Origin of the sequence: Pectobacterium aroidearum (assembly GCF_015689195.1) — a bacterium.
GTDB lineage: Bacteria > Pseudomonadota > Gammaproteobacteria > Enterobacterales > Enterobacteriaceae > Pectobacterium > Pectobacterium aroidearum.
Genome location: NZ_CP065044.1, coordinates 286,359 through 312,474 on the forward strand (window position 1 = coordinate 286,359; position 26,116 = coordinate 312,474).

The 26,116-nt window shown below is 52.6% G+C and carries 23 protein-coding genes and 4 tRNA genes; 20 read left to right on the forward strand and 7 right to left on the reverse strand.

Annotated features, from left to right (window positions below):
- Positions 1-134 precede the first annotated feature (134 nt).
- From wecC to I2D83_RS01285, 13 genes are all read left to right on the forward strand, one after another.
- A complete protein-coding gene (gene wecC / locus I2D83_RS01225; protein ID WP_205947401.1) occupies positions 135-1,397 on the forward strand; it encodes a UDP-N-acetyl-D-mannosamine dehydrogenase in 1,263 nt (420 codons plus the stop codon).
- Positions 1,388-2,461 carry a dTDP-glucose 4,6-dehydratase gene (gene rffG / locus I2D83_RS01230; protein WP_180779377.1) on the forward strand — a complete coding sequence of 358 codons (1,074 nt, stop codon included), beginning with the start codon at positions 1,388-1,390 and terminating at the stop codon, positions 2,459-2,461. Before wecC ends, rffG begins: the two co-directional genes overlap by 10 nt.
- A 38-nt stretch (positions 2,462-2,499) precedes the next feature.
- Positions 2,500-3,231 carry a dTDP-4-amino-4,6-dideoxy-D-galactose acyltransferase gene (gene wecD, locus I2D83_RS01235; RefSeq protein ID WP_180779376.1) on the forward strand — a complete coding sequence of 244 codons (732 nt, stop codon included), beginning with the start codon at positions 2,500-2,502 and terminating at the stop codon, positions 3,229-3,231.
- A 4-nt stretch (positions 3,232-3,235) separates the two neighbouring features.
- On the forward strand, positions 3,236-4,366 hold the full coding sequence (gene rffA, locus I2D83_RS01240; protein ID WP_180779375.1) for a dTDP-4-amino-4,6-dideoxygalactose transaminase: 1,131 nt from the start codon (positions 3,236-3,238) through the stop codon (positions 4,364-4,366).
- Between the two features lies 1 nt (position 4,367).
- Positions 4,368-5,618, forward strand: coding sequence for a lipid III flippase WzxE (wzxE, locus tag I2D83_RS01245; RefSeq protein ID WP_181847968.1), 1,251 nt, complete (start codon positions 4,368-4,370; stop codon positions 5,616-5,618).
- Positions 5,615-6,700, forward strand: coding sequence for a TDP-N-acetylfucosamine:lipid II N-acetylfucosaminyltransferase (locus I2D83_RS01250; protein ID WP_181845224.1), 1,086 nt, complete (start codon positions 5,615-5,617; stop codon positions 6,698-6,700). Before wzxE ends, I2D83_RS01250 begins: the two co-directional genes overlap by 4 nt.
- Complete coding sequence (gene wzyE, locus I2D83_RS01255; protein ID WP_194431257.1) at positions 6,697-8,088, forward strand: ECA oligosaccharide polymerase; 1,392 nt, start codon at positions 6,697-6,699, stop codon at positions 8,086-8,088. Before I2D83_RS01250 ends, wzyE begins: the two co-directional genes overlap by 4 nt.
- A complete protein-coding gene (wecG, locus tag I2D83_RS01260) occupies positions 8,085-8,834 on the forward strand; it encodes a lipopolysaccharide N-acetylmannosaminouronosyltransferase (protein ID WP_181845226.1) in 750 nt (249 codons plus the stop codon). Before wzyE ends, wecG begins: the two co-directional genes overlap by 4 nt.
- A 286-nt stretch (positions 8,835-9,120) precedes the next feature.
- The gene (gene thrP / locus I2D83_RS01265; protein WP_015842094.1) at positions 9,121-10,512 is read left to right on the forward strand and encodes a bifunctional threonine/serine APC transporter ThrP; all 1,392 of its coding nucleotides are present in this window, start codon (positions 9,121-9,123) and stop codon (positions 10,510-10,512) included.
- 139 nt (positions 10,513-10,651) lie between these two features.
- Positions 10,652-10,728: transfer RNA gene (locus I2D83_RS01270), tRNA-Arg, on the forward strand.
- Positions 10,729-10,849: 121 nt separating this feature from the next.
- Positions 10,850-10,925, forward strand: a tRNA-His gene (locus I2D83_RS01275).
- 64 nt (positions 10,926-10,989) lie between these two features.
- Positions 10,990-11,076 (forward strand) — tRNA-Leu (locus I2D83_RS01280).
- Between the two features lie 45 nt (positions 11,077-11,121).
- Positions 11,122-11,198 (forward strand) — tRNA-Pro (locus I2D83_RS01285).
- Between the two features lie 174 nt (positions 11,199-11,372).
- On the opposite strand, the gene I2D83_RS01290 is transcribed toward I2D83_RS01285, so the two are convergent.
- On the reverse strand, positions 11,373-12,182 hold the full coding sequence (locus I2D83_RS01290) for a transporter substrate-binding domain-containing protein (RefSeq protein ID WP_205947402.1): 810 nt from the start codon (positions 12,180-12,182) through the stop codon (positions 11,373-11,375).
- Between the two features lie 254 nt (positions 12,183-12,436).
- On the opposite strand from I2D83_RS01290, the gene I2D83_RS01295 reads away from it, so the two are divergent.
- Positions 12,437-13,513: an iron-containing alcohol dehydrogenase family protein gene (locus I2D83_RS01295; RefSeq protein WP_205947404.1), complete on the forward strand. Its 1,077-nt coding sequence runs from the start codon at positions 12,437-12,439 to the stop codon at positions 13,511-13,513.
- A gap of 63 nt (positions 13,514-13,576) precedes the next feature.
- Here the strand turns inward: I2D83_RS01295 and I2D83_RS01300 are convergent, their stop codons facing one another.
- A complete protein-coding gene (locus tag I2D83_RS01300; protein ID WP_205947405.1) occupies positions 13,577-14,884 on the reverse strand; it encodes a histidine-type phosphatase in 1,308 nt (435 codons plus the stop codon).
- 247 nt (positions 14,885-15,131) lie between these two features.
- On the opposite strand from I2D83_RS01300, the gene purB reads away from it, so the two are divergent.
- From purB to I2D83_RS01330, 6 genes are all read left to right on the forward strand, one after another.
- On the forward strand, positions 15,132-16,496 hold the full coding sequence (gene purB, locus I2D83_RS01305) for an adenylosuccinate lyase (RefSeq protein WP_015842092.1): 1,365 nt from the start codon (positions 15,132-15,134) through the stop codon (positions 16,494-16,496).
- A 9-nt stretch (positions 16,497-16,505) separates the two neighbouring features.
- Complete coding sequence (locus I2D83_RS01310) at positions 16,506-17,048, forward strand: GNAT family N-acetyltransferase (protein ID WP_181830508.1); 543 nt, start codon at positions 16,506-16,508, stop codon at positions 17,046-17,048.
- Complete coding sequence (locus tag I2D83_RS01315; protein WP_181830507.1) at positions 17,045-17,836, forward strand: amino acid ABC transporter substrate-binding protein; 792 nt, start codon at positions 17,045-17,047, stop codon at positions 17,834-17,836. Before I2D83_RS01310 ends, I2D83_RS01315 begins: the two co-directional genes overlap by 4 nt.
- Positions 17,837-17,977: 141 nt before the next feature.
- Complete coding sequence (locus I2D83_RS01320) at positions 17,978-18,649, forward strand: amino acid ABC transporter permease (RefSeq protein ID WP_043882002.1); 672 nt, start codon at positions 17,978-17,980, stop codon at positions 18,647-18,649.
- Between the two features lie 9 nt (positions 18,650-18,658).
- Complete coding sequence (locus tag I2D83_RS01325) at positions 18,659-19,420, forward strand: amino acid ABC transporter ATP-binding protein (RefSeq protein ID WP_180779369.1); 762 nt, start codon at positions 18,659-18,661, stop codon at positions 19,418-19,420.
- A gap of 77 nt (positions 19,421-19,497) precedes the next feature.
- A complete protein-coding gene (locus tag I2D83_RS01330) occupies positions 19,498-20,655 on the forward strand; it encodes a M20 peptidase aminoacylase family protein (protein WP_015842087.1) in 1,158 nt (385 codons plus the stop codon).
- 56 nt (positions 20,656-20,711) lie between these two features.
- On the opposite strand, the gene I2D83_RS01335 is transcribed toward I2D83_RS01330, so the two are convergent.
- From I2D83_RS01335 to I2D83_RS01355, 5 genes are all read right to left on the reverse strand, one after another.
- Entirely contained in the window at positions 20,712-21,473 is a 762-nt protein-coding gene (locus tag I2D83_RS01335) for an amino acid ABC transporter ATP-binding protein (protein WP_241007259.1), read from the reverse strand.
- A 96-nt stretch (positions 21,474-21,569) separates the two neighbouring features.
- Positions 21,570-22,679, reverse strand: coding sequence for an amino acid ABC transporter permease (locus I2D83_RS01340; protein WP_205947406.1), 1,110 nt, complete (start codon positions 22,677-22,679; stop codon positions 21,570-21,572).
- Between the two features lie 10 nt (positions 22,680-22,689).
- Positions 22,690-23,913: an amino acid ABC transporter permease gene (locus tag I2D83_RS01345; RefSeq protein ID WP_205947407.1), complete on the reverse strand. Its 1,224-nt coding sequence runs from the start codon at positions 23,911-23,913 to the stop codon at positions 22,690-22,692.
- Between the two features lie 126 nt (positions 23,914-24,039).
- Complete coding sequence (locus I2D83_RS01350; RefSeq protein WP_205947408.1) at positions 24,040-25,092, reverse strand: amino acid ABC transporter substrate-binding protein; 1,053 nt, start codon at positions 25,090-25,092, stop codon at positions 24,040-24,042.
- A 223-nt stretch (positions 25,093-25,315) separates the two neighbouring features.
- Positions 25,316-26,077 (reverse strand): sulfite exporter TauE/SafE family protein, encoded by a 762-nt coding sequence (locus I2D83_RS01355; protein ID WP_205947409.1) that lies wholly within the window; start codon positions 26,075-26,077, stop codon positions 25,316-25,318.
- Between the last annotated feature and the right edge of the window lie 39 nt (positions 26,078-26,116).

The following is a 26,116-nucleotide window of genomic DNA, read 5'->3' on the forward strand; positions in this document are numbered from 1 at the left end:
ACCCGCAGGGTGTCGGGCAGGGATAGCCCGACATAAAAAATCGCTAAGCGTAGCACCCATCAGCGCCCGAAAATTACTCGGAGTCATGTTGAACGTCGCCTTGCGGTGACAGACATAAAAATTATGGTGACACTATGAGCTTTACTACCATTTCCGTAATCGGCTTAGGCTATATCGGTTTACCCACCGCCGCGGCCTTTGCATCGCGCCAGAAAAAAGTCATCGGTGTTGATGTGAACAAACTGGCGGTCGAAACCATTAATCGCGGCGAAATCCATATTGTCGAGCCCGATTTGGATTCATTGGTCAAAGTGGCAGTAGAAAATGGCTACCTTCAGGCCATGACAAAACCCGTGCCCGCCGATGCTTTCCTGATTGCGGTTCCTACCCCTTTCAAAGGCGATCACGAACCCGATCTGGCTTACGTTCAGGCAGCAGCAGCGTCCATCGCACCAGTCCTGAAGAAAGGCGATCTGGTGATTCTGGAATCGACATCCCCCGTAGGTGCAACTGAGCAAATGGCCGAATGGCTAGCCGATGCGCGTGCGGACTTGACGTTTCCGCAGCAGGTGGGAGAAACGGCGGATATCAATATTGCCTATTGCCCTGAACGCGTGCTGCCTGGCCAGGTTGTGGTTGAGCTGATTAAAAACGATCGCGTCATTGGCGGCATGACCCCAGTGTGCTCTGCGCGCGCCAGTGAGTTATATAAAATCTTCCTCGAAGGTGAGTGTGTGGTTACTAACTCTCGCACCGCCGAAATGTGCAAGCTGACGGAAAACAGCTTCCGCGATGTCAACATTGCTTTCGCCAATGAGCTCTCGCTGATTTGTGCCGAACAAAACATTAACGTATGGGAACTTATCCGATTGGCAAACCGCCATCCCCGCGTCAATATCCTGCAACCCGGCCCTGGCGTCGGCGGGCACTGTATTGCGGTCGATCCCTGGTTTATCGTGGCGCAGAATCCACAGCAGGCTCGCTTGATTCATACCGCCAGACTGGTGAACGATGGCAAGCCACTCTGGGTCGTGGATCGCGTTAAAGCGGCCGTGGCGGATTATCTGGCACAAACGGATAAACGCGCCAGCGAGGTCACGGTGGCCTGTTTTGGGCTGGCCTTCAAGCCCGACATTGACGATCTGCGCGAAAGCCCCGCTGTAGGGATTACGTCCATGATTGCACAGTGGAATACCGGCGTGACGTTAGCCGTTGAACCTAATGTTAAACACTTGCCGTCCGTATTGACCGGGCAGGTAAAACTGGTCGATACCAGCAGTGCATTAAAAGAAGCCGATGTGCTGGTAATGCTGGTCGACCACCGTCAGTTTAAAGCGATTAATCCAGAAGATGTGAAACAACAGTGGGTTATTGATACCAAAGGAGTATGGCGTTGAAACGTATTTTAATTACCGGTGGTGCAGGGTTTATTGGTTCAGCGTTGGTCAGATACATTCTGACGGAGACGCAGGACAGCGTCGTTATTGTCGATAAACTGACTTATGCAGGTAACTTGTCTTCTCTGGCTCCCGTTGCCGATAGCGAACGTTTTGCGTTCGAGCAGGTGGATATCTGCGATCGTGCTGAGCTGGACCGCGTCTTCAAGACTTACCAGCCTGCGCTGGTAATGCATTTAGCGGCAGAAAGCCACGTCGATCGCTCTATCGACGGCCCGGCGGCGTTTATCGAAACCAATATTGTTGGCACCTACACGATGCTGGAAGCAGCACGCCACTACTGGCAGAGTCTGGCTGATGCGGACAAGTGCGCGTTCCGTTTTCACCATATCTCTACTGATGAAGTGTTTGGCGATCTGCACGGGACAGACGATCTGTTCACCGAGACGACGTCCTATGCGCCGAGCAGCCCCTATTCCGCATCGAAGGCATCGAGCGACCACCTTGTTCGCGCCTGGCTGCGTACCTACGGGTTCCCGACGATCATCACCAACTGCTCGAATAACTACGGACCTTACCATTTCCCTGAGAAGCTGATTCCGCTGGTGATCCTGAATGCGGTCGCGGGTAAACCGCTGCCGGTTTACGGTGACGGCGCGCAAATCCGCGACTGGCTGTTTGTCGAAGACCACGCTCGCGCACTGTACAAAGTGGTGACGGAAGGCGAAATCGGCGAAACGTACAACATCGGCGGTCACAACGAGCGCAAAAACATTGAAGTCGTGCAGACCATTTGTGCGCTGCTGGAAGAACTGGCGCCGAATAAGCCCGCGGGTGTGGAACATTACCGCGACCTCATCACCTACGTGAAAGATCGCCCTGGTCACGACATGCGCTACGCGATCGATGCCGGGAAAATTGAACGTGAACTGGGCTGGCGTCCAGAAGAAACGTTTGAGACGGGCATGAGAAAAACGGTCAACTGGTATCTGAACAACGAAAAATGGTGGCGCAGCGTGCAGGATGGTTCTTATGCCGGCGAACGTTTAGGGCTGAACGATTAAAACCTGCGCCTGATGGCGGAAAAAGAAGGAGCGAAACAATGGCCCATCCGGTATCAGTAGGACAGGGAGAGATTCGCGCCACGGTTGAACCGCTGGGCTGGGAGAGTGAATTCTTCCAGCTTAACAGCGGTAAACTGAGTTTTTCCCCTGCTGCGCCCGCGTTGACGCCTGATGTGTTGAGCGCATTTACGCTGACGCAGGCCAAAATTGCGGCGGACAATCTGGTGTTGGCGGATGCACTTGCCGATCTTGGTTTTCGACTGGTAGAAGGCGAGGTTGATCTCAGTCTCTCGCTGCAACGGGCTACCGTGGTTACGCCGCTACCGCGCTGGCGTGAAGCCGTGTCCGACGATATCCCGGCGCTGAAGGACGCGGCATCACGTGTTTTTGCGCTGAGCCGTTTTCGTTCTCCGTGGTACCAGCCGGAGGATAGCGGTCGTTTCTATGCGCAGTGGATTGAAAATGCCGTGCGCGGTACGTTCGACCACTGCTGTTTACTGGCGGAAGATACCGCTGGCAATCCACAAGGATGGGTCACGCTACGCAGAGTGGATGACACGGATTCACGTATCGGACTACTGGGCGTTTGGCCTGGCGTTACGGTACGGGGCGTCGGTTCACAACTGATGGCGCTGGCGGAAACGTGGTGCCGACAACAAGGATTGATTCGTCTTCGGGTCGCGACGCAGGTTGGCAACGTGGCGGCGCTTCGTCTTTATCTTCGCCGTGGTGCCACGATTGAGAGCACGGCGTATTGGTTATACAGGTGATCACATGATTCCATTTAATGCGCCACCGGTTGTCGGTACGGAACTGGATTATATGCAGGCTGCCATGAGCAGCGGTAAATTGTGCGGTGATGGTGGGTTCACCCGCCGTTGTCAGCAGTGGCTGGAACATTATTCCGGCAGTAAAAAAGTCCTGCTCACGCCTTCCTGTACCGCTTCGCTAGAGATGGCCGCTATCCTGCTGGATGTGAAGCCCGGCGATGAAGTGATCATGCCGAGCTATACCTTTGTTTCCACCGCTAACGCCTTTGTGCTACGCGGTGCGAAGATCGTGTTTGTCGATATCCGTCCGGATACCATGAACATTGACGAAACGAAAATCGAAGCGGCAATTACGGAAAAAACGCGCATTATCGTGCCGGTTCACTACGCAGGCGTAGCCTGCGAGATGGACGCGATTATGGCGCTGGCGAAGAAATACGATTTATATGTTGTGGAAGATGCCGCACAGGGCGTGATGTCCAGCTACAAAGGCCGCGTTCTGGGTTCCATTGGTCATATCGGCTGCTTCAGCTTTCACGAAACCAAGAATTACACCTCAGGCGGTGAGGGCGGTGCCACGCTGATTAATGACGTCAGACTGGTGGATCGTGCGGAAATCATCCGTGAAAAAGGCACTAACCGTAGCCAGTTTTTCCGTGGACAGGTGGATAAATACACGTGGCGTGATATCGGTTCAAGCTATCTGATGGCGGATATTCAGGCTGCCTATCTCTGGGCACAGCTGGAAGCAGCGCGGCCGATCAACGAACGTCGCCTGAAACTGTGGCAGAACTACTACGCGGCATTCAAGTCATTGGCCGATGCCGGGCGTATTACGTTGCCGACCGTGCCTGCCAATGGTATTCACAACGCGCACATGTTTTATATCAAACTGCGCGATCAGGACGACCGCAGCGCGTTTATCAATTACATGAAAGAAGCCGAAATCATGACGGTCTTTCATTATATCCCGCTGCACAGTTGCCCAGCTGGTTTGAATTTTGGTCATTTCTCCGGTGAAGATCGCTATACCACGCAGGAAAGTGAACGGCTAGTGCGTTTACCGCTGTTCTATAATCTGTCGGACGTTAATCAGCGGACCGTCATCAATACCATTCTGAGCTTCTTCTCCTGATATGTCGTTGGCGAAAGCATCGATATGGACGGCTGGCTCTACGCTGATAAAAATCGGCGCGGGGCTGGTTGTCGTGAAACTGTTGGCGGTCACGTTTGGCCCCAGCGGCGTGGGAATGGCAGGGAATTTCCGCCAACTGATTACGGTGCTGGGAGTGTTAGCCGGCGCAGGTATCTTCAACGGCGTCACCAAATACGTGGCGGAGTATCAGCAGCAGCCGGAACGGCTGAAGCCGCTGCTCGGTACGTCTGTCACGTTGGTGCTGGGCTTCTCTACCCTGCTGGCGATACTCTTTCTGGCCGCCGCCACGCCTATTGCTCATCTGTTGTTTGGGCATGACGACTATCGTGATGTGGTGCGTGCGTTGGCGTTTATCCAAATGGGTATCGCCTACGCCAACCTGTTTCTGGCGATCCTCAAAGGTTATCGGGATGCGATAGGCAACGCGCTGGCGGTGATTGGCGGTAGCCTGATCGGGCTGGCAGCCTTTTGGCTCTGTCTGAAACTGGGTGGCTACGTTGGCGCACTGGCTGGGCTGGCGCTGGTGCCCGCGCTGCTGGTGATTCCAGCAGGCATCATGCTACTGCGACGCACGCCACTGTCGCTGGCGTCGCTAAAACCGACGTGGGAGCGCGCTATTGCCGGTCAGTTGGGCAAGTTTACGCTGATGGCGTTGATGACCGCGGTGACGCTGCCTGTGGCGTATATCATGATGCGTAACCTGCTGGCAGCCCATTACAGCTGGGATGAGGTGGGTATCTGGCAGGGCGTCAGCAGTATTTCCGATGCGTACCTGCAATTTATTACCGCCTCCTTTACCGTTTATCTGTTGCCGACACTGTCGCGTCTGACGGACAAGGCTGCGCTGGCGCAGGAGATTGTGCGCTCGCTGAAGTTTGTGCTGCCCGTCGTGGCAGGCGTTAGTTTTTGCGTGTGGCTACTGCGAGACTTTGCCATCTGGCTGCTGTTTTCCAGCCAGTTTACGGCAATGAGAGATCTCTTCGTTTGGCAGTTGGTAGGGGATGTGATGAAAGTGGGCGCTTACGTCTTTGGCTATCTGGTCATTGCGAAAGCAGCGCTGCGCTTTTATCTGCTCACGGAAGTCAGCCAGTTCCTCCTGTTGACCGGGTTTTCGCACTGGCTGATTCCTCTTTATGGCGCACAAGGCGCAGCGCAGGCTTACATGGCAACCTACCTGGTCTATTTTTTGCTTTGTTGTTGCGTATTCATTATTTACCGTAGGCGAGCATGACGACACTGATTCATGTATTGGGATCTGATATCCCGCATCATAACCAGACCGTTTTACGTTTTTTTAACGACGTACTGGCGACGGAACTTCCCGAACAGCAGATTCGGCATTTCATCGTGGCGTCCCGCGATGGCATTTCATCGGCTGATTTTCCCGCGCTGCGTATTGAAACCTGCGTGGATAAGAAAACGTTGGCCGAGGCGGTCATCGCCAGGGCGAAAGCGAACCGTAAGATGCGCTTTTTTCTGCACGGTCAGTTTAACCCCACGCTGTGGCTGGCGCTGCTGAGCGGAAAAATCAAATCCGAGCAGGTTTACTGGCACGTGTGGGGCGCTGATTTGTATGAAGAAGCGAGCGGCCTGAAATATCGCCTGTTTTATTGGCTTCGGCGCATGGCGCAAAAACGTGTTGGACACGTGTTTGCTACGCGTGGCGATCTGGCGTGGTATCAGCAGCGTGCGCCTCGTGTGCCGACGTCATTGCTGTACTTCCCAACGCGCATGAATCCGGCGCTAACGAGCATGCAGGTGGATAAACCGCTGGCAGGGCCGATGACGATTCTGGTCGGTAATTCTGGCGATCGCACGAATCGTCATCAGGAAGCGCTGCGGGCGATTCACAAGCAGTTCGGGAAAAATGTGCGGGTGATTGTGCCAATGGGCTACCCTGCGAATAACGAATCCTACATCGCGCAGGTGGAAAAAGACGGTTTGGCGCTGTTCGGCGTGAAAAATTTCCAACTGCTGAAAGACCAACTGGCGTTTGATGATTATCTCAACATGCTGCGCACCTGCGATTTGGGCTATTTTATTTTCGACCGCCAGCAGGGAATCGGGACGCTATGTCTGTTGATTCAGTTTGGCGTACCTTTTGTGATCAGTCGGCAAAATCCGTTCTGGCAGGATCTGACAGAACAGAACCTGCCCGTGCTGTTTTACGGTGACGAGCTGGATGAAGCGTTGGTGCGTGAGGCGCAGCGCCAACTGGCATCGGTCGATAAACACCAAATCGCGTTCTTTAATCCCAATTATCTACAAGGCTGGCGGGATGCGCTGGCGTTGGCGATGGGAGAACCAACATGACGCTGGGGCAATTTGGTGGACTGTTTGTCGTCTACCTGATTTCAGTCATCTTTATCCTGAGCCTGACCTGGATGGAGTTTCGGCGGGTGCGTTTTAATTTTAACGTGCTGTTTTCCCTGCTCTATTTATTGACGTTCTATTTTGGTTTTCCGTTTACCTGTGTGCTGGTGTTCCGGTTCGGCGTTGACGTCGTTCCGGTGCAGTTCCTGCTTCAGGCGATGCTATCTGCGACGGCGTTCTATGCAATCTATTACGTCAGCTATAAGACGCGACTGCGCCAGAAAACCTCTGTGCTGCGTGCGCCACTCCTGACGGTTAATCGTGTCGAAGCCAATCTGACCTGGCTGTTGCTGGCGCTGATCGCGGTCGCCACCGTCGGTATTTTCTTTCTTAACAATGGCTTTTTGCTGTTTAAGCTGCGCTCTTACAGCCAGATCTTCTCCAGCGATGTGTCCGGCGTGGCGTTGAAACGCTTCTTCTACTTCTTCATTCCGGCGATGCTGGTGGTGTATTTCCTGCGTCAGACGCAGCGTGCGTGGCTGATGTTCCTCATCGGCACCGTTGCATTTGGGATGCTGACCTATGTGATTGTTGGCGGAACGCGTGCAAATCTGATCATCGCCTTCGCGCTGTTTCTGTTTATTGGCATTGTGCGCGGCTGGATTACGCTGTGGATGCTGGTTGCGGCTGGCGCGTTCGGGATTGTCGGGATGTTCTGGCTGGCGCTGAAGCGCTATGGGCTGGATGTCAGCGGCGATTACGCCTTCTATACCTTCCTCTATTTAACCCGCGACACCTTCTCGCCCTGGGAGAATCTGGCGCTGTTGTGGCAGAACTACGACAAGATTGAATTTCAGGGGCTGGCACCGATTGCCCGTGATTTCTACGTCTTTATTCCCTCCTGGCTATGGCCGGATCGCCCGAATCTGGTGTTAAACAGCGCGAACTATTTCACCTGGGAAGTGTTGAATAACCATTCCGGGCTGGCGATATCTCCCACGCTGCTGGGGTCGCTGGTGGTGATGGGTGGTGTGCTGTTTATCCCGTTGGGGGCAATTGCAGTCGGGTTGGTGATCAAGTGGTTCGACTGGGTGTACGAATTAGGGAAGAACGACAGCAATCGCTACAAGGCCGCTATTTTGCAGGCGTTCTGTTTCGGCGCGGTGTTCAATATTATTGTGCTGACGCGTGAAGGCGTCGATTCTTTTGTTTCACGCGTGGTGTTTTTCTGTCTGGTATTTGGCCTGTGCCTGCTGGTTGCCAAGCTGCTCTACTGGTTACTGGAAAGCGCTGGGCTCATCCGACAGCGTCTGATGCGTATGCGTGCGACGCCGCTGGTGCCGACACCCAATACCGTACCGGATTCTGTGATAAAGGAGCAGCGATGACAGCGTTAAAAACCACAGAGACAATTCCTCTGTATACCATTCGTGATTTGCCCATTCACGGTTTCCGCGACATGGCGCAGTTCGTTGATTACCTGTTTGCAGGAGAACGGGTTGAAACGGGAACACTTGTCGCGATTAACGCTGAGAAAGTGCTTACGGCAGAGAAAGATGTGGCGTTGCGTACGCTGCTCGATCGCGCAGAGTATAAATATGCGGACGGCATTAGTATTGTGCGCTCCATTCGGCGCAAATACTCGCAGGCTGACGTCACGCGGATTGCGGGCGCCGACCTGTGGGAAGCGCTAATGGAACGGGCAGGTAAAGAGGGAACGCCGGTTTTTTTGGTAGGCGGTAAACCTGATGTGCTGGCACAAACGGAAGCGAAGCTGCGGGCGCAGTGGAACGTGAATATTGTCGGCAGTCAGGATGGCTATTTTGCGCCAGAGCAGCGCGATGCGTTGTTTGAGCGTATTCGCGCCAGTGGTGCACAGCTTGTTACCGTGGCAATGGGGTCACCACGACAGGAAATTCTGATGCGCGATTGTCGTCATCACTATCCTGATGCGTTGTACATGGGCGTGGGCGGAACGTATGACGTCTTTACCGGCCATGTGAAGCGCGCCCCGCGGGTATGGCAAAATTTAGGGTTGGAGTGGCTGTATCGCTTGCTGTCCCAGCCGAGTCGTATTTTTCGGCAGCTTAAGCTGTTGAAGTATGTTGCTTATCACTACAGCGGTCGTCTGTAGCCTCACTGAACTGGCGCGTTCAACGCGCCAACCTTTCTCCGCGATATACCACTCTGATTTTTCATTCCCATTCGACGGTAATTGTCTGTTTTTCAGCCAATTGGAAATACAGAATTCTATCTTTGGCGTATTCGTCATCCCTGATGTGTTATTCACACTCACATTACGGTATTTTCATGGCCGCTAATTTGAGGCAAGGGTACGTTCTTTCTACTCGATCGTATTTATGAATAAGAACAATAACCGGCAGCAGCCGGGATAAGCACAACATAAAGACAGAGGATATATGGCAGAAGATGTAAAGCAGGAAAAACTCCATCGGGGGTTAGAAGCACGACATATTGAGCTGATTGCGCTGGGTGGTACGATTGGCGTTGGGCTGTTTATGGGCGCGGCCAGTGCGCTGAAGTGGGCAGGGCCATCGGTATTGCTGGCCTATATTGTCGCTGGGATCTTCGTTTTCTTCATCATGCGCTCAATGGGTGAGATGCTCTATCTGGAGCCGGTCGCGGGATCGTTTGCCGTCTACGCGCACAAATACATGAATCCCTTTTTCGGTTATCTCACCGCATGGGGTTATTGGTTTATGTGGATGGCGGTTGGGATTTCGGAAATTACCGCCATTGGCGTGTATGTTCAGTACTGGTTCCCTGATTTGCCACAGTGGATACCCGCTATCGCCGCGGTTGCGCTGGTGGCGGGCGCAAACCTTGCAGCGGTCAGGCTGTATGGTGAAATTGAATTCTGGTTCGCAATGATAAAAATCACCACCATCGTTGTGATGATTATCGTTGGCGTCGGCATTATCTTCTTCGGCTTTGGTAACCACGGTCAGGCAACTGGATTCAGTAATCTGACCGAACACGGCGGTTTTCTGGCCGGAGGTTGGAAAGGTCTGCTGTTTGCACTCTGTCTGGTGGTGGCGTCTTATCAGGGCGTTGAGCTGGTCGGTATCACTGCGGGTGAGGCGAAAAATCCGCAGGTGACGCTGAAGCGAGCAATCAACAACATTCTGTGGCGTATCCTGATTTTCTACGTGGGCGCGATCTTCGTTATCGTCACGATTTTCCCCTGGAATGAAATCGGCACGTCCGGCAGTCCGTTTGTGCTGACGTTTGCGAAAATCGGTATCACGGCAGCGGCGGGCATCATCAACTTTGTGGTGCTGACGGCTGCGCTGTCGGGGTGTAACAGCGGTATGTATAGCTGTGGACGTATGCTGTATTCGCTGGCCAACAATCGCCAGCTTCCTGCTTGGTTAGGTAAAGTAACGGCCAGCGGCGTACCGGCTGCGGGCGTTATGATTTCGATTCTTTGCCTGATGGCTGGGTCGGTGCTGAACTACATTATCCCTAACCCGGAAAAAGTCTTTGTTTATGTCTATAGCGCGAGCGTACTGCCGGGTATGGTGCCGTGGTTTGTAGTGTTGATTAGCCAACTGCGTTTTCGTGAACAGCATCGTGCCGCGCTGGCCGCACATCCGTTTAAATCGATATTGTTCCCGTGGGTAAACTACCTGACGATGGCGTTTTTGCTGTGTGTGCTGGTAGGTATGTACATCAATATCGATACGCGGATGTCTTTGTTGGTCGGTATCGCCTTTTTAGCCGTGGTCAGCCTGTGTTATTTCGCACTGGGATTAGGTAAAAAAACGTCGCTGGCAGGCGGTAAATCGTAGTATCTGGGGGCGGGAAGGGCGTAACTGTATGTTATTTAGCTTGAAATGAACAAATCATAATCAAACGCATCATTTCGATAAAAAAGCACTAGACAGCCAGTCACTAAGCCCGTAATATCCCGCCCCGCAACGGCGCTAAGCGCCCGTAGCTCAGCTGGATAGAGCGCTGCCCTCCGGAGGCAGAGGTCTCAGGTTCGAATCCTGTCGGGCGCACCATTATATTTTTATGAAGTATGTTGTGTGCAAGAGCTGCGGTGGTACACTTTTTTTAGTAAAGAAAGTATCCCGTAAAAAGGAAGTACCGCGTAACAAGTAATAGACGTAAAATGTGGTTATGGTGGCTATAGCTCAGTTGGTAGAGCCCTGGATTGTGATTCCAGTTGTCGTGGGTTCGAGTCCCATTAGCCACCCCAGATTTTGTAGTTGATTACTTGGTTTATTAAGGTCTTTTCGTTAATAAAAGAGTTTGTGAGTTATGCGAAGGTGGCGGAATTGGTAGACGCGCTAGCTTCAGGTGTTAGTGTTCTTACGGACGTGAGGGTTCAAGTCCCTCTCTTCGCACCACACACAAACGAGAACATCAGTGATGTTCAGAAAAAGCAGTAAATTCGGCGAGTAGCGCAGCTTGGTAGCGCAACTGGTTTGGGACCAGTGGGTCGGAGGTTCGAATCCTCTCTCGCCGACCAATTACAAAAAAAAGCACATCGAAAGATGTGCTTTTTTTTCGTCTGAAAATCATGTCACGACGATAAACCCTAATTTTTTATTTGAGATTATACGGGTAGAGTGCGGATATGAACGGTTGTGTCTCCGCACTTTGATTTTTACCAATAGACTGGATTTTTACCGATAGGCTGTTTTTATTGAGCCTTGGATTCATGCCCCAGCACACCATCGTCACCGAAATACTTTTCGGCCAATCCGTTCAACTGACGGTTGCTTCTTAATGTGTCGAGCTTTTCGTTAAAAGCGGCGAGCAGGGTGTCCCCTTGTGGATTTTTAGCAAACGGAAAACTAACGAGTTCATGCGATAACGGCTCCCCAACCAACTTGAGCGGCAGTTTATGTTTGTTGATTTCGGCTAGTAGAATCGGGCGTGAATTGACATAGCCCTGTACGCGGTTATTGATGACATCATTGACCGCACCATCCCGAGTCTCGTAGGTTCTAATGGTAATATTGTTTTTGGGAAAAGCGTTACGCAGGTTCGTGACGTGTGTCGATCCTAGAACCCCTGCAATTGTTTTTCCGTCCAGGTCGGATAAAGACTGGATATCGTCATTTTTTATACTTGTGACCACCTGTGAAGCATAAGTGAGGTAGGATTTAGAAAAATTGTATTTTTTCTGACGAGCCTCGGTTTGGACGAAATTATTCGCGATAGTATCAAGTTTTCCTGCCTCTAACTGCCCCAACAAACCGCTGAAGTCCGACGTTGTCCACTCGACCTTATATCCCAGTTCATTCGCTATTTTTTCAGCGACTTCTACATCATAGCCAACGAGTTTACCGTTTTCTTTATAAGAACCTGGAAAACTCTGTCCGGTGGTTCCAATGCGTAAAACCTGTGGCTGATCTGTAGAAGTCGAATTATCACACCCAGCTACGGCGACGGCGATCCCAGCCGCGAGCAAGAGTGTTTTAGGTTTAATAAAGAGGCGTGCTTGCATGGTGGAATCCCTATTCCCTAGTGTCATGATGATATTAATTTGGGTTTTAATATAATTATTTGATAGATATAGATTTAAGAGCCTAAAGTGAACTATATCACTGCGAAAAATGAGTGGTTTATATCGTAACGCTATAATTTATTCCTTTTGCTTTAGTTACAAATTTCATCGGGATTCTTAAACTAATAAACCAATCTATGGGCTTTCCTCGTGGTTATGAAAGAATGGCAACTGCCAGTTAAAAAGGAATTCTTGTGTTATCTATAAAATCTCCCCTTGCTTATCATCATCAGGCTGATTTGTGTCGTCATGTCGGTGGACTGATTCACTCGTTTAGTCAGAACATTGCGATTTTAACCAGCCCAAATGCCTGGCAAGCGGTTGAGAATGAAGTGACTGGCAGCCTTAAGAACAACGGAATTGCTTTTGATGTGCATTTCTTAACCGGAGAATGTACGCGTGAAAGTGTGGAATACCACCGTGAAAAAATTGCACGGAATAACATTCAGTTCGTCGTAGGGATTGGCGGCGGGCGTGTGCTGGATTGTGCTAAGGCCATAGCGGATGGACTGGAAAATGGGCAGGTTGCCACACTACCAACGATAGCGGCGACCTGTGCGGCCTGGTCGCCAATTAGCATTCTTTATAATGATCAAGGCGGGCATCAGGGGACTGTTGTGCTCAAACGGATGCCTGTCCTTGTCATGGTTGATAGTTCCGTCATTACACGTAGCGATGCACGTTACTTGAAAGCCGGGATCGTTGACGCGTTGGCGAAATGGTATGAATTTCAGCCGTACTTGATCTCGTGTAGCGATAGTCTGGCGCTGAGTCTCAAGATACAGGCCGCCACTTTTGCCCGTGATATCTTTGAACAATGGGGAGAGCAGGCGATACGCGATAACGAAAATCAGCAGGTGACGCCTGCGTTGCAGAAGGTTATTGATGCGGCGATTGCTGGTGCGGGACTGGCTAATAGTATGAGGGATGAAAACCCTGCTCCGGGTGTTGCTCATGCTATTCATAACCGTTTGACCTATATCCCCGAATTGCACAATTGGCTACATGGTGAAAAGGTCGGATTTGGATTGCTAGTACAATCTCTTCTGGCTCACGACAGCAAGTGTGTTGATGAGGGTTTATTGGAGCAGTTATATCGCTATGATATGCCTTTATCGCTTCCGATAGCAGGGGAGCAATATGAGGAAACGGTGAAGCATATCGTGACACACTTTAAATTCCCAACGGATAGCGCGGCGTTATTGCCGTTCTCTCTCTCTCCTGACGCACTGAGCCGCGCGATTCTGGCGGTGGAAAATGTGCGTAGATAGCTATGCTGTCCTGCCGGATTCATCAACCCGACAAGACGTTCTTGTTCCCTGTGATATCGTGCGTTACAGCGCGTAATGCACGGGTGCCAGCGCGCTGCTATCTATACTTTCTCGCATTGATTTTAGTACGGTATCAAAAGGACACAGCGTGCCTTTTTCAGTCTGCTGGCAGCCCTGAGAGGTCAATTCTTCTTTCAGTAGCGGCTGCCGATCGCTCAGTGGCGTCAGAGAACGGATCTGAACCAGCGATTGTGCCTGGAAATAGACGCGCAAAAAACGCTGCTGAGTGGTGGTATCACGCCAGCGTTCGAATACCAGACTGCCCGCCGGTGGAATGTTATCTGCGGTGTCGCCGGGCAGTTGCCAATGAAACGGCAACAGCGTGCGCAGATAGGCGATGTTGGTGTCATGTGCCACATACAGCAAGTAAGGCGCTGCTGGCGGCTCCCCTTGTGTGGTGTCCTGCGCTTCCTGCGTTCCCTGTGCCAGAGCCTGTGCGATTTGCTGCATGAGTAGTGAGCCGCCGCGCTGTGCGATATAGGGAACATCGTTGGTGAAATCGTATTTAGCCGTCATCGGAGCCATCAGCGGAGTGAGATCCTGCGTGTTGCGGACGTGACCAAACGCGACCTGCGCCTGTGGTAGGTTCTCAGTGTACTCCAGCAGAAAAACCTCACTCATATTCGCCAGCGTATTCAGACCGCTGATAGAAATCGAACCGTCTTTATCCTGTTTTATCGCCCACGGTTTATCAAACACCGGGCACGGTTTATCCGCTTTACATACGATCTGCTTCAACTGCTCGATGCTCGGCTGAAGGTGCTGATAGGCGGTATTGAGATCGCCTCCCATCGCTTTCAGCACCTCGGCCTTGGCCCGCTCGGGGTCAAGCGTGCTAATCCCCATTTTATCCCCGTGGAACAGCGGATCGTGTTTTTCATCCTCAACGGCGTGCGTTGCTACGCCACAGCCGGGAAACATGCCATCCATGTAGGCCTGTGCGGTCGCACGGGTGCGTTGTAACGGGCTGGCGAGCACATAAATCTGCTGCTCCGTGGGACAACCTGAAGCGAACAGGTGCTGCTGACGATAATACTCGCCCTCATAGCGGCCTTTTAGCACGGTGGCAGCATAGCCGTGTCCGGTTAACTCACCGTCGCGCGTGACCCACTGCGGCCACTCTCGTGCCGTGCCGGACTCTAGCGTCGTCGTGTTGGGTTCTGTTGGAGGGCGTACGCCATGACGGCTGACTTCAACCACCTTTTCCAGTTGGTAGCGATCCTGAGCCTGGGCCTGAGCAGAGAATGCTGAAACAATGATCATGGTAATCAATAAGGTACGGGGCATACGCCATGTCGTGTGGGAAAGCATGATAATCCTTCGTCAGCGGTCATTCGGATAAGGAATTTCATTGTAGGAAGAGGAAGATGACAAACGGGCTTTTTAGCTCGGCAGAGAGTGTTAGCGAACATTTCTACATGCATAGTTTGCAATCAAACTTTTTGATCTAAGATAGATCCCAAAGGTATAAAGCGCATAATTTCCGCATGTTATATTTTTAAAAATTAAAAAGACGATATAAATCCCGCCTGATAAATCCAACACTAACGAGTTAATTATGGCATCACATCTTATTGATTTTCTTCTTATAGGGAATAATTTTGGCACGCCTGAAATGCGCGGCGTCTGGTCCGAGCATAATCGCCTGACTAAACAGGTCGACGTTGAAGTTGCCCTGGCGCTTGCCGAGGGTGAACTGGGTGTCATTCCGCTGGATGCGGCAAAAACCATTGCAGAAAACGCTGACGCAAGCGCGCTTAACGTTGAAGAGATTGCAAAAGATGCGGCACGCATGAAGCACTCTCTGATGCCGACGATTGCCGCGATTCAGAAACAGTGCGGCGCTGCGGGTGAATTTATTCACTACGGCGTGACCACACAGGACATCGTTGATACCGCGACAGTGTTACAGCTGAAACAATCTTTTGATATTGTTGTAAGAGATACACAACTGCTGGCCGTTGAGCTGAAGCGTCTGGCGAAGAAATACCAACACACGCTGATGGCTGGTCGTACCCACGGTATGCAGGCGCTTCCCACCACGTTTGGCTTCAAACTGGCCGTCTGGCTGGATGAATTTATCCGTCACCTCGAACGTCTGACTGAAATCAAGGAACGTGTTCTCGTCGGCAACATCAACGGTGCCATCTGTACCTATGCTTCTTTTGGCGAACAAGGGCCGGAAATCGAGCGTCTGACGCTGGATAAACTGGGACTGAATACGCCGAATATCGGCTGGCAGTCTGCCCGCGATCGCTTCTCCGAATACGCCTCTGTTGCGGTGCTGATCAGCGGTACGCTGGGTAAAATCGGTAACGAGCTGTATAACCTGATGCGCACCGAGATTAACGAAATCGAAGAGCCGTTCTCAGAAGGGAAAATCGGTTCTACCACCATGCCGCATAAACGTAACCCTGCCGCATTGGAAGGGCTGGCGAGCCTGACAGCACCGCTGTTCAAGAGCGCCGCGCTGATTCATGAATCCATGAAAGTTGAGCACGAGCGTGATGCGATGAGCTGGCGTGCGGAGTGGATTGCGTTGCCGGAAATCAATATCTATCTGTCTGCTCAGCTTCAGAACGCGCTTGGCATCCTGCGTGGGATGTCCGTCAACGAGAAGCAAATGCTGGCGAACCTCGATCTGCAAAATGGCCTGCTGCTGTCCGAGAAAGTCATGTTCGAGATTGGTAAACGTCTTGGTAAGCAGACCGCTCACCATCTGGTTTACGAATGCTCAATGCAGGCATTCGAGCAAAATCAGTCCTTTAAATCGGTGCTGCTGGCTCATCCGGTGCTTTCTGAGCAGGTGACCGCCGCCGATCTGGACGAATGGCTGAATCCGGCTAACTACGTTGGTAGTGCGCCGCAGAAGGTCGATGACGTGATTCGCTATGCGGATAACTCCGGCCTGCTGCCAGCATAAGGTGACATCATGAGTATCGTATTTCGTCAGGCTACGCTTGCGGATGATGAGACTTTTCTGGCGCTGGCGCTGGCGGCGTTTGAGCCGATTCGCCAGTTGGGCATCAATTTTTCCGCCGCCCATGCGGACATCGACATGGTGCGCACGCATATTGCCTCACACGGCGTTTATGTAATGGAAAAAGAGGGGGAGATGGTGTCGTCATTCACCATCCGCTATCCGTGGGGGCCGGAGCCAGGTCCGTTCGGTTTGCCCCATTTGGGCTGGTTTGCAACACACCCTGGCTATAAAAAGCAGGGGCTGGGTAAGCAAATGATGGGCTGGCTGGAAGAAGAAATTCTGATTAACCAGCTCAAAGCGCCTGCGGTGTCGCTTGGCACCGCGCAAAACCACCCGTGGCTGATTGAGATGTACAGAAATTATGGTTTCAGGGAAGTCGGGCAGACGAATCTGGGAAAAGGACACCTGACAATCTGGATGGAAAAAATCCTTGATAACCAATTGTATGACCAGTGGAAAGATAAAAACTCAAAAAGAGAGGCAGTAAAATGATGAAAAAAGTAACGTTGTCTGTTCTGGCGCTGACGACCGCCTTTCTTGTAGCCGGCTGTGATTCTGGGAAAAGCAACGCCGAGCAGGAAAAAGTACTGAAAGTGGGTTCAACCGGCCAAAGTTATCCAAGCGGCTTCAAGCAAGATAACAAGCTGGTTGGGTTTGACGTTGAAGTGACAGAAGCCATTGCGAAAGATCTGAACTACAAAGTCGAGTGGGTCACCGCCGATTTCAGCGGCCTGATGGGGCAACTGGAAGCGAAAAAACTGGATACCGTGGCAAACGTAGTCGCCATTACTCCTGCGCGTCAGGAAAAATACAATTTCGCCCAGCCGTACAGCTTCTACGGCAGCCAGATTGTGACGCACAAAGACAACGCGGACATTAATACGCTGGCCGACCTGAAAGGGAAGACCGTTGCCGGGGTTCTGGGTTCCAACCACGTCAACAACCTGAAAAAAGCGTTTGCCGACGGCAGCGTAAATATTCGTACCTATGAAACGCGCGATGGTGCGATGAACGATGCGCTGTCTAAGCGTGTTGAAGGCTACGTGAATTCACGTCCGATCCTGCTGGCGGAAATCAATAAGCGTAACCTGCCGTTCAAGCTGGTTGGTGAGCCGCTGGTGATTGAAGAAGTGAGCTTCCCGTTCCATAAGGACGAGAAGGGCGATGCGCTGCGTAAGCAGTTCGATGCCGAATTAACGAAAATGCGTGAAGATGGACGCCTGAAAGCGATCTCCGAAAAATATTTTGGTGAAGACATCACGGTATCACCGGCTAAATAACCTCACGCCGTCATTCTGGCCGAATCGTTACGTAGACTGATTGTTCGTGATGTAGGTAGCCAGATGATTTGTTATATAGCCTAGTCATAACCCTGTTCCACCGGCGCAATATGGCCGGTGGAAGCATTAATGGTATTACTCATGAATATCGATCTTGCCTACCTGTTAAAGGTCTTTCCCCAGGTATTAATGTATTTGCCGACCACGCTGTTTCTTGCCGTGGTTTCGATGTTTTTTGCTATGGTTCTCGGCCTTATCCTGGCGTTAGTCCGTGAAAGCAAGATCGTCGTCGTGGTAAAAATCGTTGAACTGTATATCTCGCTGTTCCGCGGTATTCCGTCGCTGGTTCAGTTATTTATTATCTATTTCGGCCTGCCGCAGCTGTTCCCCGGATTATCCAATCTGGATGCCATGACGGCGGCGATTATCGGTTTTAGTCTGAAAACGTCCGCCTATATGGCAGAAATCTTCCGTGCGGGCCTGTCCTCGGTGGATTTCGGCCAGACGGAAGCGGGTTTATCGATTGGTATGAGTAAAGCGCAGGTCTATCGCCGCATCGTGTTGCCTCAGGCCATGTTGAATGCGCTGCCTGCGACGGGGAATACCTTTATTTCCCTGATTAAAGATACCTCGGTAGCCTTTGCGCTGGGTGTCTCCGAACTGTTTGCGGAAGGCAAGATGATTGCCGCCGAATCTCTGCGTTTCTTTGAGACCTTCCTGGTTGTGGGTCTGATTTACTGGTTGGTGATCATTGTTTATTCCTGGCTGCAAAAACAGCTGGAGAAGAAACTGAATCACTCGCTACAGCGATAAGGGGCTGACATGATCAGTGTAAAGAATCTTTCTAAACGCTTTGGCGATCAGGTGGTGTTGGACAACATTAGTCTGAATATCGCGAAGGGCGAAGTCGTGGCGATTATCGGCCCATCTGGTTCGGGTAAATCCACGCTGCTGCGCTGTCTAAACCTGCTGGAAACACCAGAGTCGGGCACGATTGAAATTGGCGACCAAACGCTGGATACGCGTCGTTATTCCTCTAAAGAAGCCTATGCGCTGCGCCGTCAGACCGCGATGGTGTTCCAGAGTTACAACCTGTTTAAGAACAAGACGGCGCTGGAGAACGTGACGGAAGCGCTGATTGTCGTGAAAAAAATGCCGAAGAAGCAGGCGGATGAAATCGGTCTGGCGCTGCTGGAGCAGGTTGGTCTGCTGCCGCAGGCGGCACAGTATCCGGTGACACTATCCGGCGGGCAGCAGCAGCGCGTGAGTATTGCACGTGCGCTGGCGGTTGATCCGAAAGCCATCTTATTTGATGAACCGACCTCGGCGCTGGACCCGGAAAGGGTACACGAAGTGCTTCAGGTGATTCAGAAGCTGGCGAAAAACGACACCACGATGGTGATCGTGACCCACGAAATGCAGTTTGCGAAAGAAGTGGCTGACCGCGTGATCTTCATGGCGGACGGTCACATTGTTGAAGAAGGCCCGGCGGAGCAGGTGATTAGCTTCTCGGACAACCCGCAAACCCAGCGTTTCCTGCGTCAGTTGACCAAGCTGCCTGAGCCGCTTGAGTACGATATTTAACGCATACGTAGACACACCTGCACGCCTGAACAAGGCCGCCCTGCCAGACAGGGCACGATAATGTGGAGCAAGAATTGATGAAAACCGCACCCCAGCATGAGCCCCTGGCTCAGTTTATTCAGGCATTTCGCCACGATTTACACCGCAATCCTGAGCTGTCGAATCAGGAGTTTGAGACGACGAAGAAAATTCGTGCGGTATTAGAAAAAGAGGGGATTCGCATCCTCGATCTGCCGTTGAAAACCGGTCTGGTCGCGGAAGTCGGCGGTCTACAGGATGGCCCACTGGTCGTGGTCCGTTCGGACATCGACGCCCTGCCGATTGAAGAAGAGTCTGGCGTAGAATTTACGTCGCTCAATAAAGGGGTGATGCACGCCTGCGGTCATGATTTTCACTCTTCCGCTGCGCTGGGCGCGGCGATTCTGCTGAAGAAAATCGAGCCAGAACTGAAAGGCACGGTACGCATTTTATTTCAGGCGGCTGAAGAAACGGGGCTGGGCGCGCCGGAAGTTATCGCCGTTGGTGCGTTGGACAATGCGGTAGCGATTTTCGGTATCCACAACGATCCAACGCTGCCTGTTGGCGTCATCGGTGGGAAAGACGGCGCGTTGACGGCGGGCGTTGACCGTTTTGAGATCAAGATTGCGGCGAAAGGCTGCCACGCGGCGAAACCACATGAAGGCAACGATCCGATTATCATTCTGGGCCAGCTGATTTCTGCTGTACAGACCATCATCAGCCGCACGGTGTCGTCTGACAACAACGCGGTAGTATCGATTACTCAGGTTCATAGCGGCAGCACCTGGAACGTTATCCCTGATACCGCCTACGTTGAAGGTACGGTCAGAACGTTCAATCAGGACGCGCGTGATTTGATTGAACAGCGTTTCCGTCAGATCGTTTCAGGTATCGCCAGCACCTTTGGTGCGGAAATTGAGTTCCTGTGGCACGCAGGGCCACCGTCGGTAATCAACACGCCAGAGTGGGTTGAATTTGCGCTGAACGTGGCAAGTGACGAAGGGTTTGAAGCGCGCCGCGTGGAAGCCAGCCCGATTGGTGAAGATTTCGCGTTCTATCAGCAGAAACTGCCGGGTACGTTCATGATGGTCGGCTCCGGTGGACCGTATGCGCTGCACCACCCGAAATTCCGCGTTGACGATCGCGCACTGTTCCCAACCGCGCACTATCTGTATCAGATGGCGAAGCAGAGTCTGGAACAGCTCTCCTCTCGCTAAGCCTTGTTAAAGCATGTTATCCGCGTCGGTTCCTCGACGCGGATATTTTTTGTCTATTAATGACTTAAAATCTGATCCAGGAACTGACGCGTTCTCGGATGTGAGGGCGTGTTGAAGAAGTCCTGCGGTGGAGCGGATTCAACGATGCTGCCGTCAGCCATCAGAATCACTTTGTCTGCAACCGTTTTGGCAAAGCCCATCTCATGGGTAACGACGATCATCGTCATACCGGATTCCGCCAAATCGAGCATCACATCCAACACCTCTTTAATCATCTCTGGATCCAGTGCAGAAGTGGGTTCGTCAAACAGCATGATTTCCGGCTGCATGCACAGCGCCCGGGCAATGGCCACGCGCTGCTGCTGGCCGCCAGAGAGCTGTAGCGGGAACTTATGCGCCTGATTGGCGATATGTACTTTTTCCAGATAGTGCATTGCTAAATCGATGGCCTCCTGCTTCTTACGCTGCTTGACCAGCGTCGGGCCAATCGTCAGGTTATCCAGCACGCTTAGATGAGGAAACAAATTGAACTGCTGGAACAGCATACCGATGCCGGAGCGTACGCGGTTGATGTTCTTGATGTTGTCATTGACCTCAATGCCATTCACGCGGATGTGCCCGTCGTGGTGCTCTTCCAGTCGGTTAATGCAGCGGATGAGTGTGGATTTGCCGGAGCCGGAAGGGCCGCAAATCACCACACGCTCGCCTTTCTGCACGTTCAGCGTCACGTTATTCAGTGCCTGAAACGCGCCGTACCATTTGCTGACGGCGTCGATCTCAATGATGACGTTGCTGTCTGCCATTACATGGTTTGTCATTGACGTGTCTGTAACTACAGTCTTTGTAACTACAGTGTCTGCGGCTAAGTTCATGATAACCAGGCTCCTGTCGGTGTTTTCATCAACGGCTATCGCTTAACCGTGATACGTTTCTGGGTTACGGCTGGCATCGATGCGCTTTTCTACCCACAGCGCGTAGCGTGAGAGCAAGAAGCCAAATAGCAGATAGATAGCCGAGATGAAAATATAGGTTTCAATGTAATAGCGCCGCCATAGCGGGTCTTGCATCACTGAACTGGTGGCGGTGAGGATATCGAACAGCCCGATAATGATGACGAACGAGGTGTTCTTCATAGCGGCGATAACATGGTTGGTCATGGCAGGCAGGCAGATACGCAGCGCCTGCGGCAGGACGATTTTGGTCGTCGTGTGCCAATAACCGAGATTGAGCGCTATCGCCGCTTCGTATTGCCCGCGTGGTACGGACTGCAAACCGCCGCGAATCACCTCAGCCTGATAGCAGGCGAAAAACAGCGCGATACCAATGATGATGCGCAGCAGCTTGTTGATTTCCATACCGGCGGGCAGGAACAGCGGGAATACGTTAACGGCGACGAACAGGATCGTGATGAGCGGTACGCCGCGCAAACCTTCGATAAAAATAACCGACAGACCGCGTAGAAAAGGCAGCGGTGAGCGACGCCCCAGCGCCAGCAGAACTGAAACCGGCATACCGATGACGACGGTGCCGCTAAACAGCAGAATCGTCAGCGGCAGTCCGCCCCATTCACTGGAAGGCACGTAAGATAAGCCAAACACGCCGCCGGACATCAGGATGGCGATGCTGACTACCGCGACGAGCCACAGCGGTAAGAGGATACGCGAGTGCCAGAAGCGCGGCATCAGCGACAGGCCAAGTGCCAAAAACCAGATTCCCATCGCCAGCACCAGACGCCAGTGTTCATCGTAAGGGTAAAGACCAAACAGAATAGGGCGATGTTTTTCCACGATAACTGCCCAGCAGGCACCAGCGGCTGCACGACAGATGTCCGGGTCAGCGGTGTACCACACGGCATCGAGAATGCCCCAGTGCAGCAGTTTATTGCCGACGTTCCACATTAGCACTGCCAGTAACAGTGTAAGCACCGTTTGCGGCACGCTGCTGAATAGGTGGCGGCGCAGCCACAGCAGCGGCGTACGCAGTTGGCTGGGAACGGCAGAGAGTGACAGGACCGGAAATAGCATACGGTGCTCCTCAGCGCTCTTTGATAGCGACGACGCGGTTAAACAGGTTCATCAGCAGCGATGTCACGATGCTGACCGTCAGATAAACCACCATCATGATGGCTATCACTTCGAGCGCCTGACCGGTCTGGTTCATCAGCGTATTGCTGATGTTTGCCAGTTCCGAGTAACCGACCACGACCGCGATCGAGCTGTTTTTTGACAGGCTGACATACTGGCTGGTCAGCGGTGGAACGATGACGCGCATGGCCTGTGGGATAATGATGTGGCGCATCATGTGCCACGGCGAAAAAGACAGTGCACGTGCCGCTTCCAACTGGCCTTTGGGGATAGACTGAATCCCCGCCCGCACGATTTCTGCGATAAACGCGGAGGAATAGAGCGCAATGCCGAGCAGCAGCGCTGTAAATTCAGGGCTGACGGTAAAGCCGCCGCGAAAGTTAAAGCCGCGCAAGATCGGGCGATCGAGCTCTGCCGGTGCACCGGAAAGCCACCAAACCAGCAGCGGTAGCCCGATAAGGGCTGCCAGCGTCAAACGACCTGTCGGCAGAGAGCGCCCGCGACTTTCCCGAACATAGCGTGCTACGCGGTTCAGGATCAGGCTAATCAGTACGGCGACGAGCAGGGCGATTCCCGTCCACAGCCAGCCGTGGTGTGCGGCGGGAACGGCAAAAGACAGCCCGCGATTGGTCAGGAATCCCATATTACCCAGTTCGATAGCATCCTGCGGTGAGGGCAAATTGCGGATCACCACTGACCAGAAAATCACCTGCAAGATCACCGGAATATTGCGCATCATCTCGATGTATCCTCCGGCGAGCCGCGCCAGCAACCAGTTACGAGAGACGCGGGCGATGCCGACGGAGAAGCCCAGCAGCGTGGCGAGCACGATGCCGCACAGCGTGATGTACAGGGTATTCAGTAACCCGACGCCCAGTGCGCGCAGGTAACTGTCGCGTGGGGTAAAGGCGATGAGCTTTTCACCGATCTCAAACTGCGCGGTGTGGTCAAGAAAGCCAAATCCTGTTGCGATATTTTGCGAGCGCAGGTTTTCGACCACGTTGGCATAGAGCCAGTAGCTGAAAGCGACAATCAGGAGGCCGAGCAGGCACTGATAAATCCAGGCGCGCAGCGACTTGCTGTCAAACGCATTCAACAGACGGCGCGCATAAGATGGCGTTCCCAGCCACGACGGTGCAGAGGCTGACGGCAGCGTTGGGTGTGGTGATTTCATTACCGGCGGTCTTTTCTTCTGATCATTACCGATTGCAGCGCGCTATCCGAGGGGATCTGTGCGTGAATACGGTGGTATGGCGTCAGCCCGGATATTCTCGGGGGGTGACGCCGATGATTGGGTGAATTAACGAATGGGCAGACCGTAGAGCAAACCGCCTTTCGTCCAGAGATTATTCAGGTCGCGCTCCAGCGGGGCCGGGGTATCTGGCCCGAAGTGGCGGTTATAAATATCGCCGTAATTCCCGACCTGCTTAATCACGTTGTAAGCCCACTGGTTACTCAATCCCAGTTTCTGACCGTAATCGCCAGTGACCCCAAGCTGCGCCTGTATATCCGGGTCTGTCGACTTGAGCTTGCTGTCCACGTTCTGTTGACCGATTTCCATCTCTTCCGCGTTGAATGTGGCGTAAACCACCCATTTCACAATGTCGTACCACTGGTCATCACCCTGACGAACCGCCATCGCCAGCGGCTCTTTTGAGTAAATCCCCGGCAGAATCACATGGTCGGATGGTTTTTCCGCATCAAAGGTGCGCACGCCGGGCAGGGCGACTTTATCGCGGGCAATGACGTCGCAGCGTCCAGACAGGTAGGCCGCGACATACTCTTTATTGTTCTCGATAACCACCGGGGTGTAATGCAGGTTGCGTGAGGCAAAAATCTGCGCGACGTTACGTTCGGTGCTGCTGCCCGGTGTGATGCAGACGGTCGCGCCGTCCAGATCTTCGACTTTCTTCACATTGGCGCTGGTGCGCACCATGAAGCCCGTACCGGTATAGAAGGTCGGCGGCGCGAAGTTCAGCCCCAGCGACGTATCGCGAGACAAATCAGCGGTGATATTGCGTGACAGCACGTCCACTTCACCAGACTGAATCGCGGGGAAGCGCTGGGCGGTGGAAAGGGCGGCAAAGCGTACTTTATTCGCATCGCCAAACACAGCGGCCGCTAATGCGCGGCAATAATCGACGTCCAGCCCGGTCCACTGTCCTTTGCTATCAATCGCGGAAAAGCCGTGGCGCGCTGGGTGCACGCCGCACACCAGTTCACCGCGTGCTTTGATTTTTTTGAGCGTTTCGCCATTTCCTGCATCAGCGGCATTAGCGTGTGCGACGGGCAGCAGAAGCCCCCCTAAAGTCAGCGCTGTGGCGGTCGTCAACGAGAGTAGTTTTCTCAGCATAAGTATCCTCAGAATGATCGGTGTTGTTTTAATTTGTTGTAATTAATGGTTTTTATTATGGCGCGTTCTTTTGTATACAAATGTTCTCAATGTTGCATCTAAATGGCAAATAGCATATTTCTCTATCTAAATCTGAATATTGGATATAGCCATTTCGGGCACGACCAGAAGGATAAAAAAGAGAGGTGTGCCTCGCACGGTAAGCAAGGCACAGAGGGATGATTTAGCGGGCGAGCAGGCTTTGTATGCCTTGCCACATGAGCTGGGCGCTGAGCACTAACATGGTGAGGCGAAACGTGGTGCGGAAGAGTTTTTCAGGCAGATTATCCAGCAGGCGTGTGCCCAGCCAGGTGCCTAATACGCCGCTGACAATCATCGCAGCCAGCATCGGCAGCCAATCGTGATAGGCAAACCCCATCATCCCGAATGCCAGTATCTTCAGGCCGTGTTGTAACACCATGCAGAGCGCGTGCGTGGCGATAAGCGGCTGTTTGGTGACCCCCTGAGAGCTGATAAGCCCAGCGACCATTGGACCCGTTGCGCCAACAATCATGGTGCCGAGGCTGGTGAGCGCACCACCGAGAATGAAGAACAATCGATTAACCGGTTTTGGCGCGGTGCGTTTACGGAAAACCGACCACAGAATGAAACTGGCCAGCGCAATTTTTGCCACGCTGTCTGGGATCCAAACGACGACGGGCGCACCCAGTGCGATGCCGATGACGCTGCCGATAAAAAACCACAGCGCCAATGGCCAGACGATATACAAACGCTGGATCAGGCTGCGGCTGAGGTTGGAGCCTAGCTGGACGATGCCGTGTACCGGCAGCAGGCTGCTGACTGGCATCCCGAGACCCATGATCGCAAGCAATGTGACGCCACCGCCCAGCCCCAGCGCGGCCGTTAACGCCGACGTCAAAAAACTGCAAAAAATCAGGATACCGGCAAAGAGCGGAGAAATGTCGGGCGGAACAAGATGTAGCATGGTGAAACCCATCGCGTGGTCGAGCAAATGATAATGCCT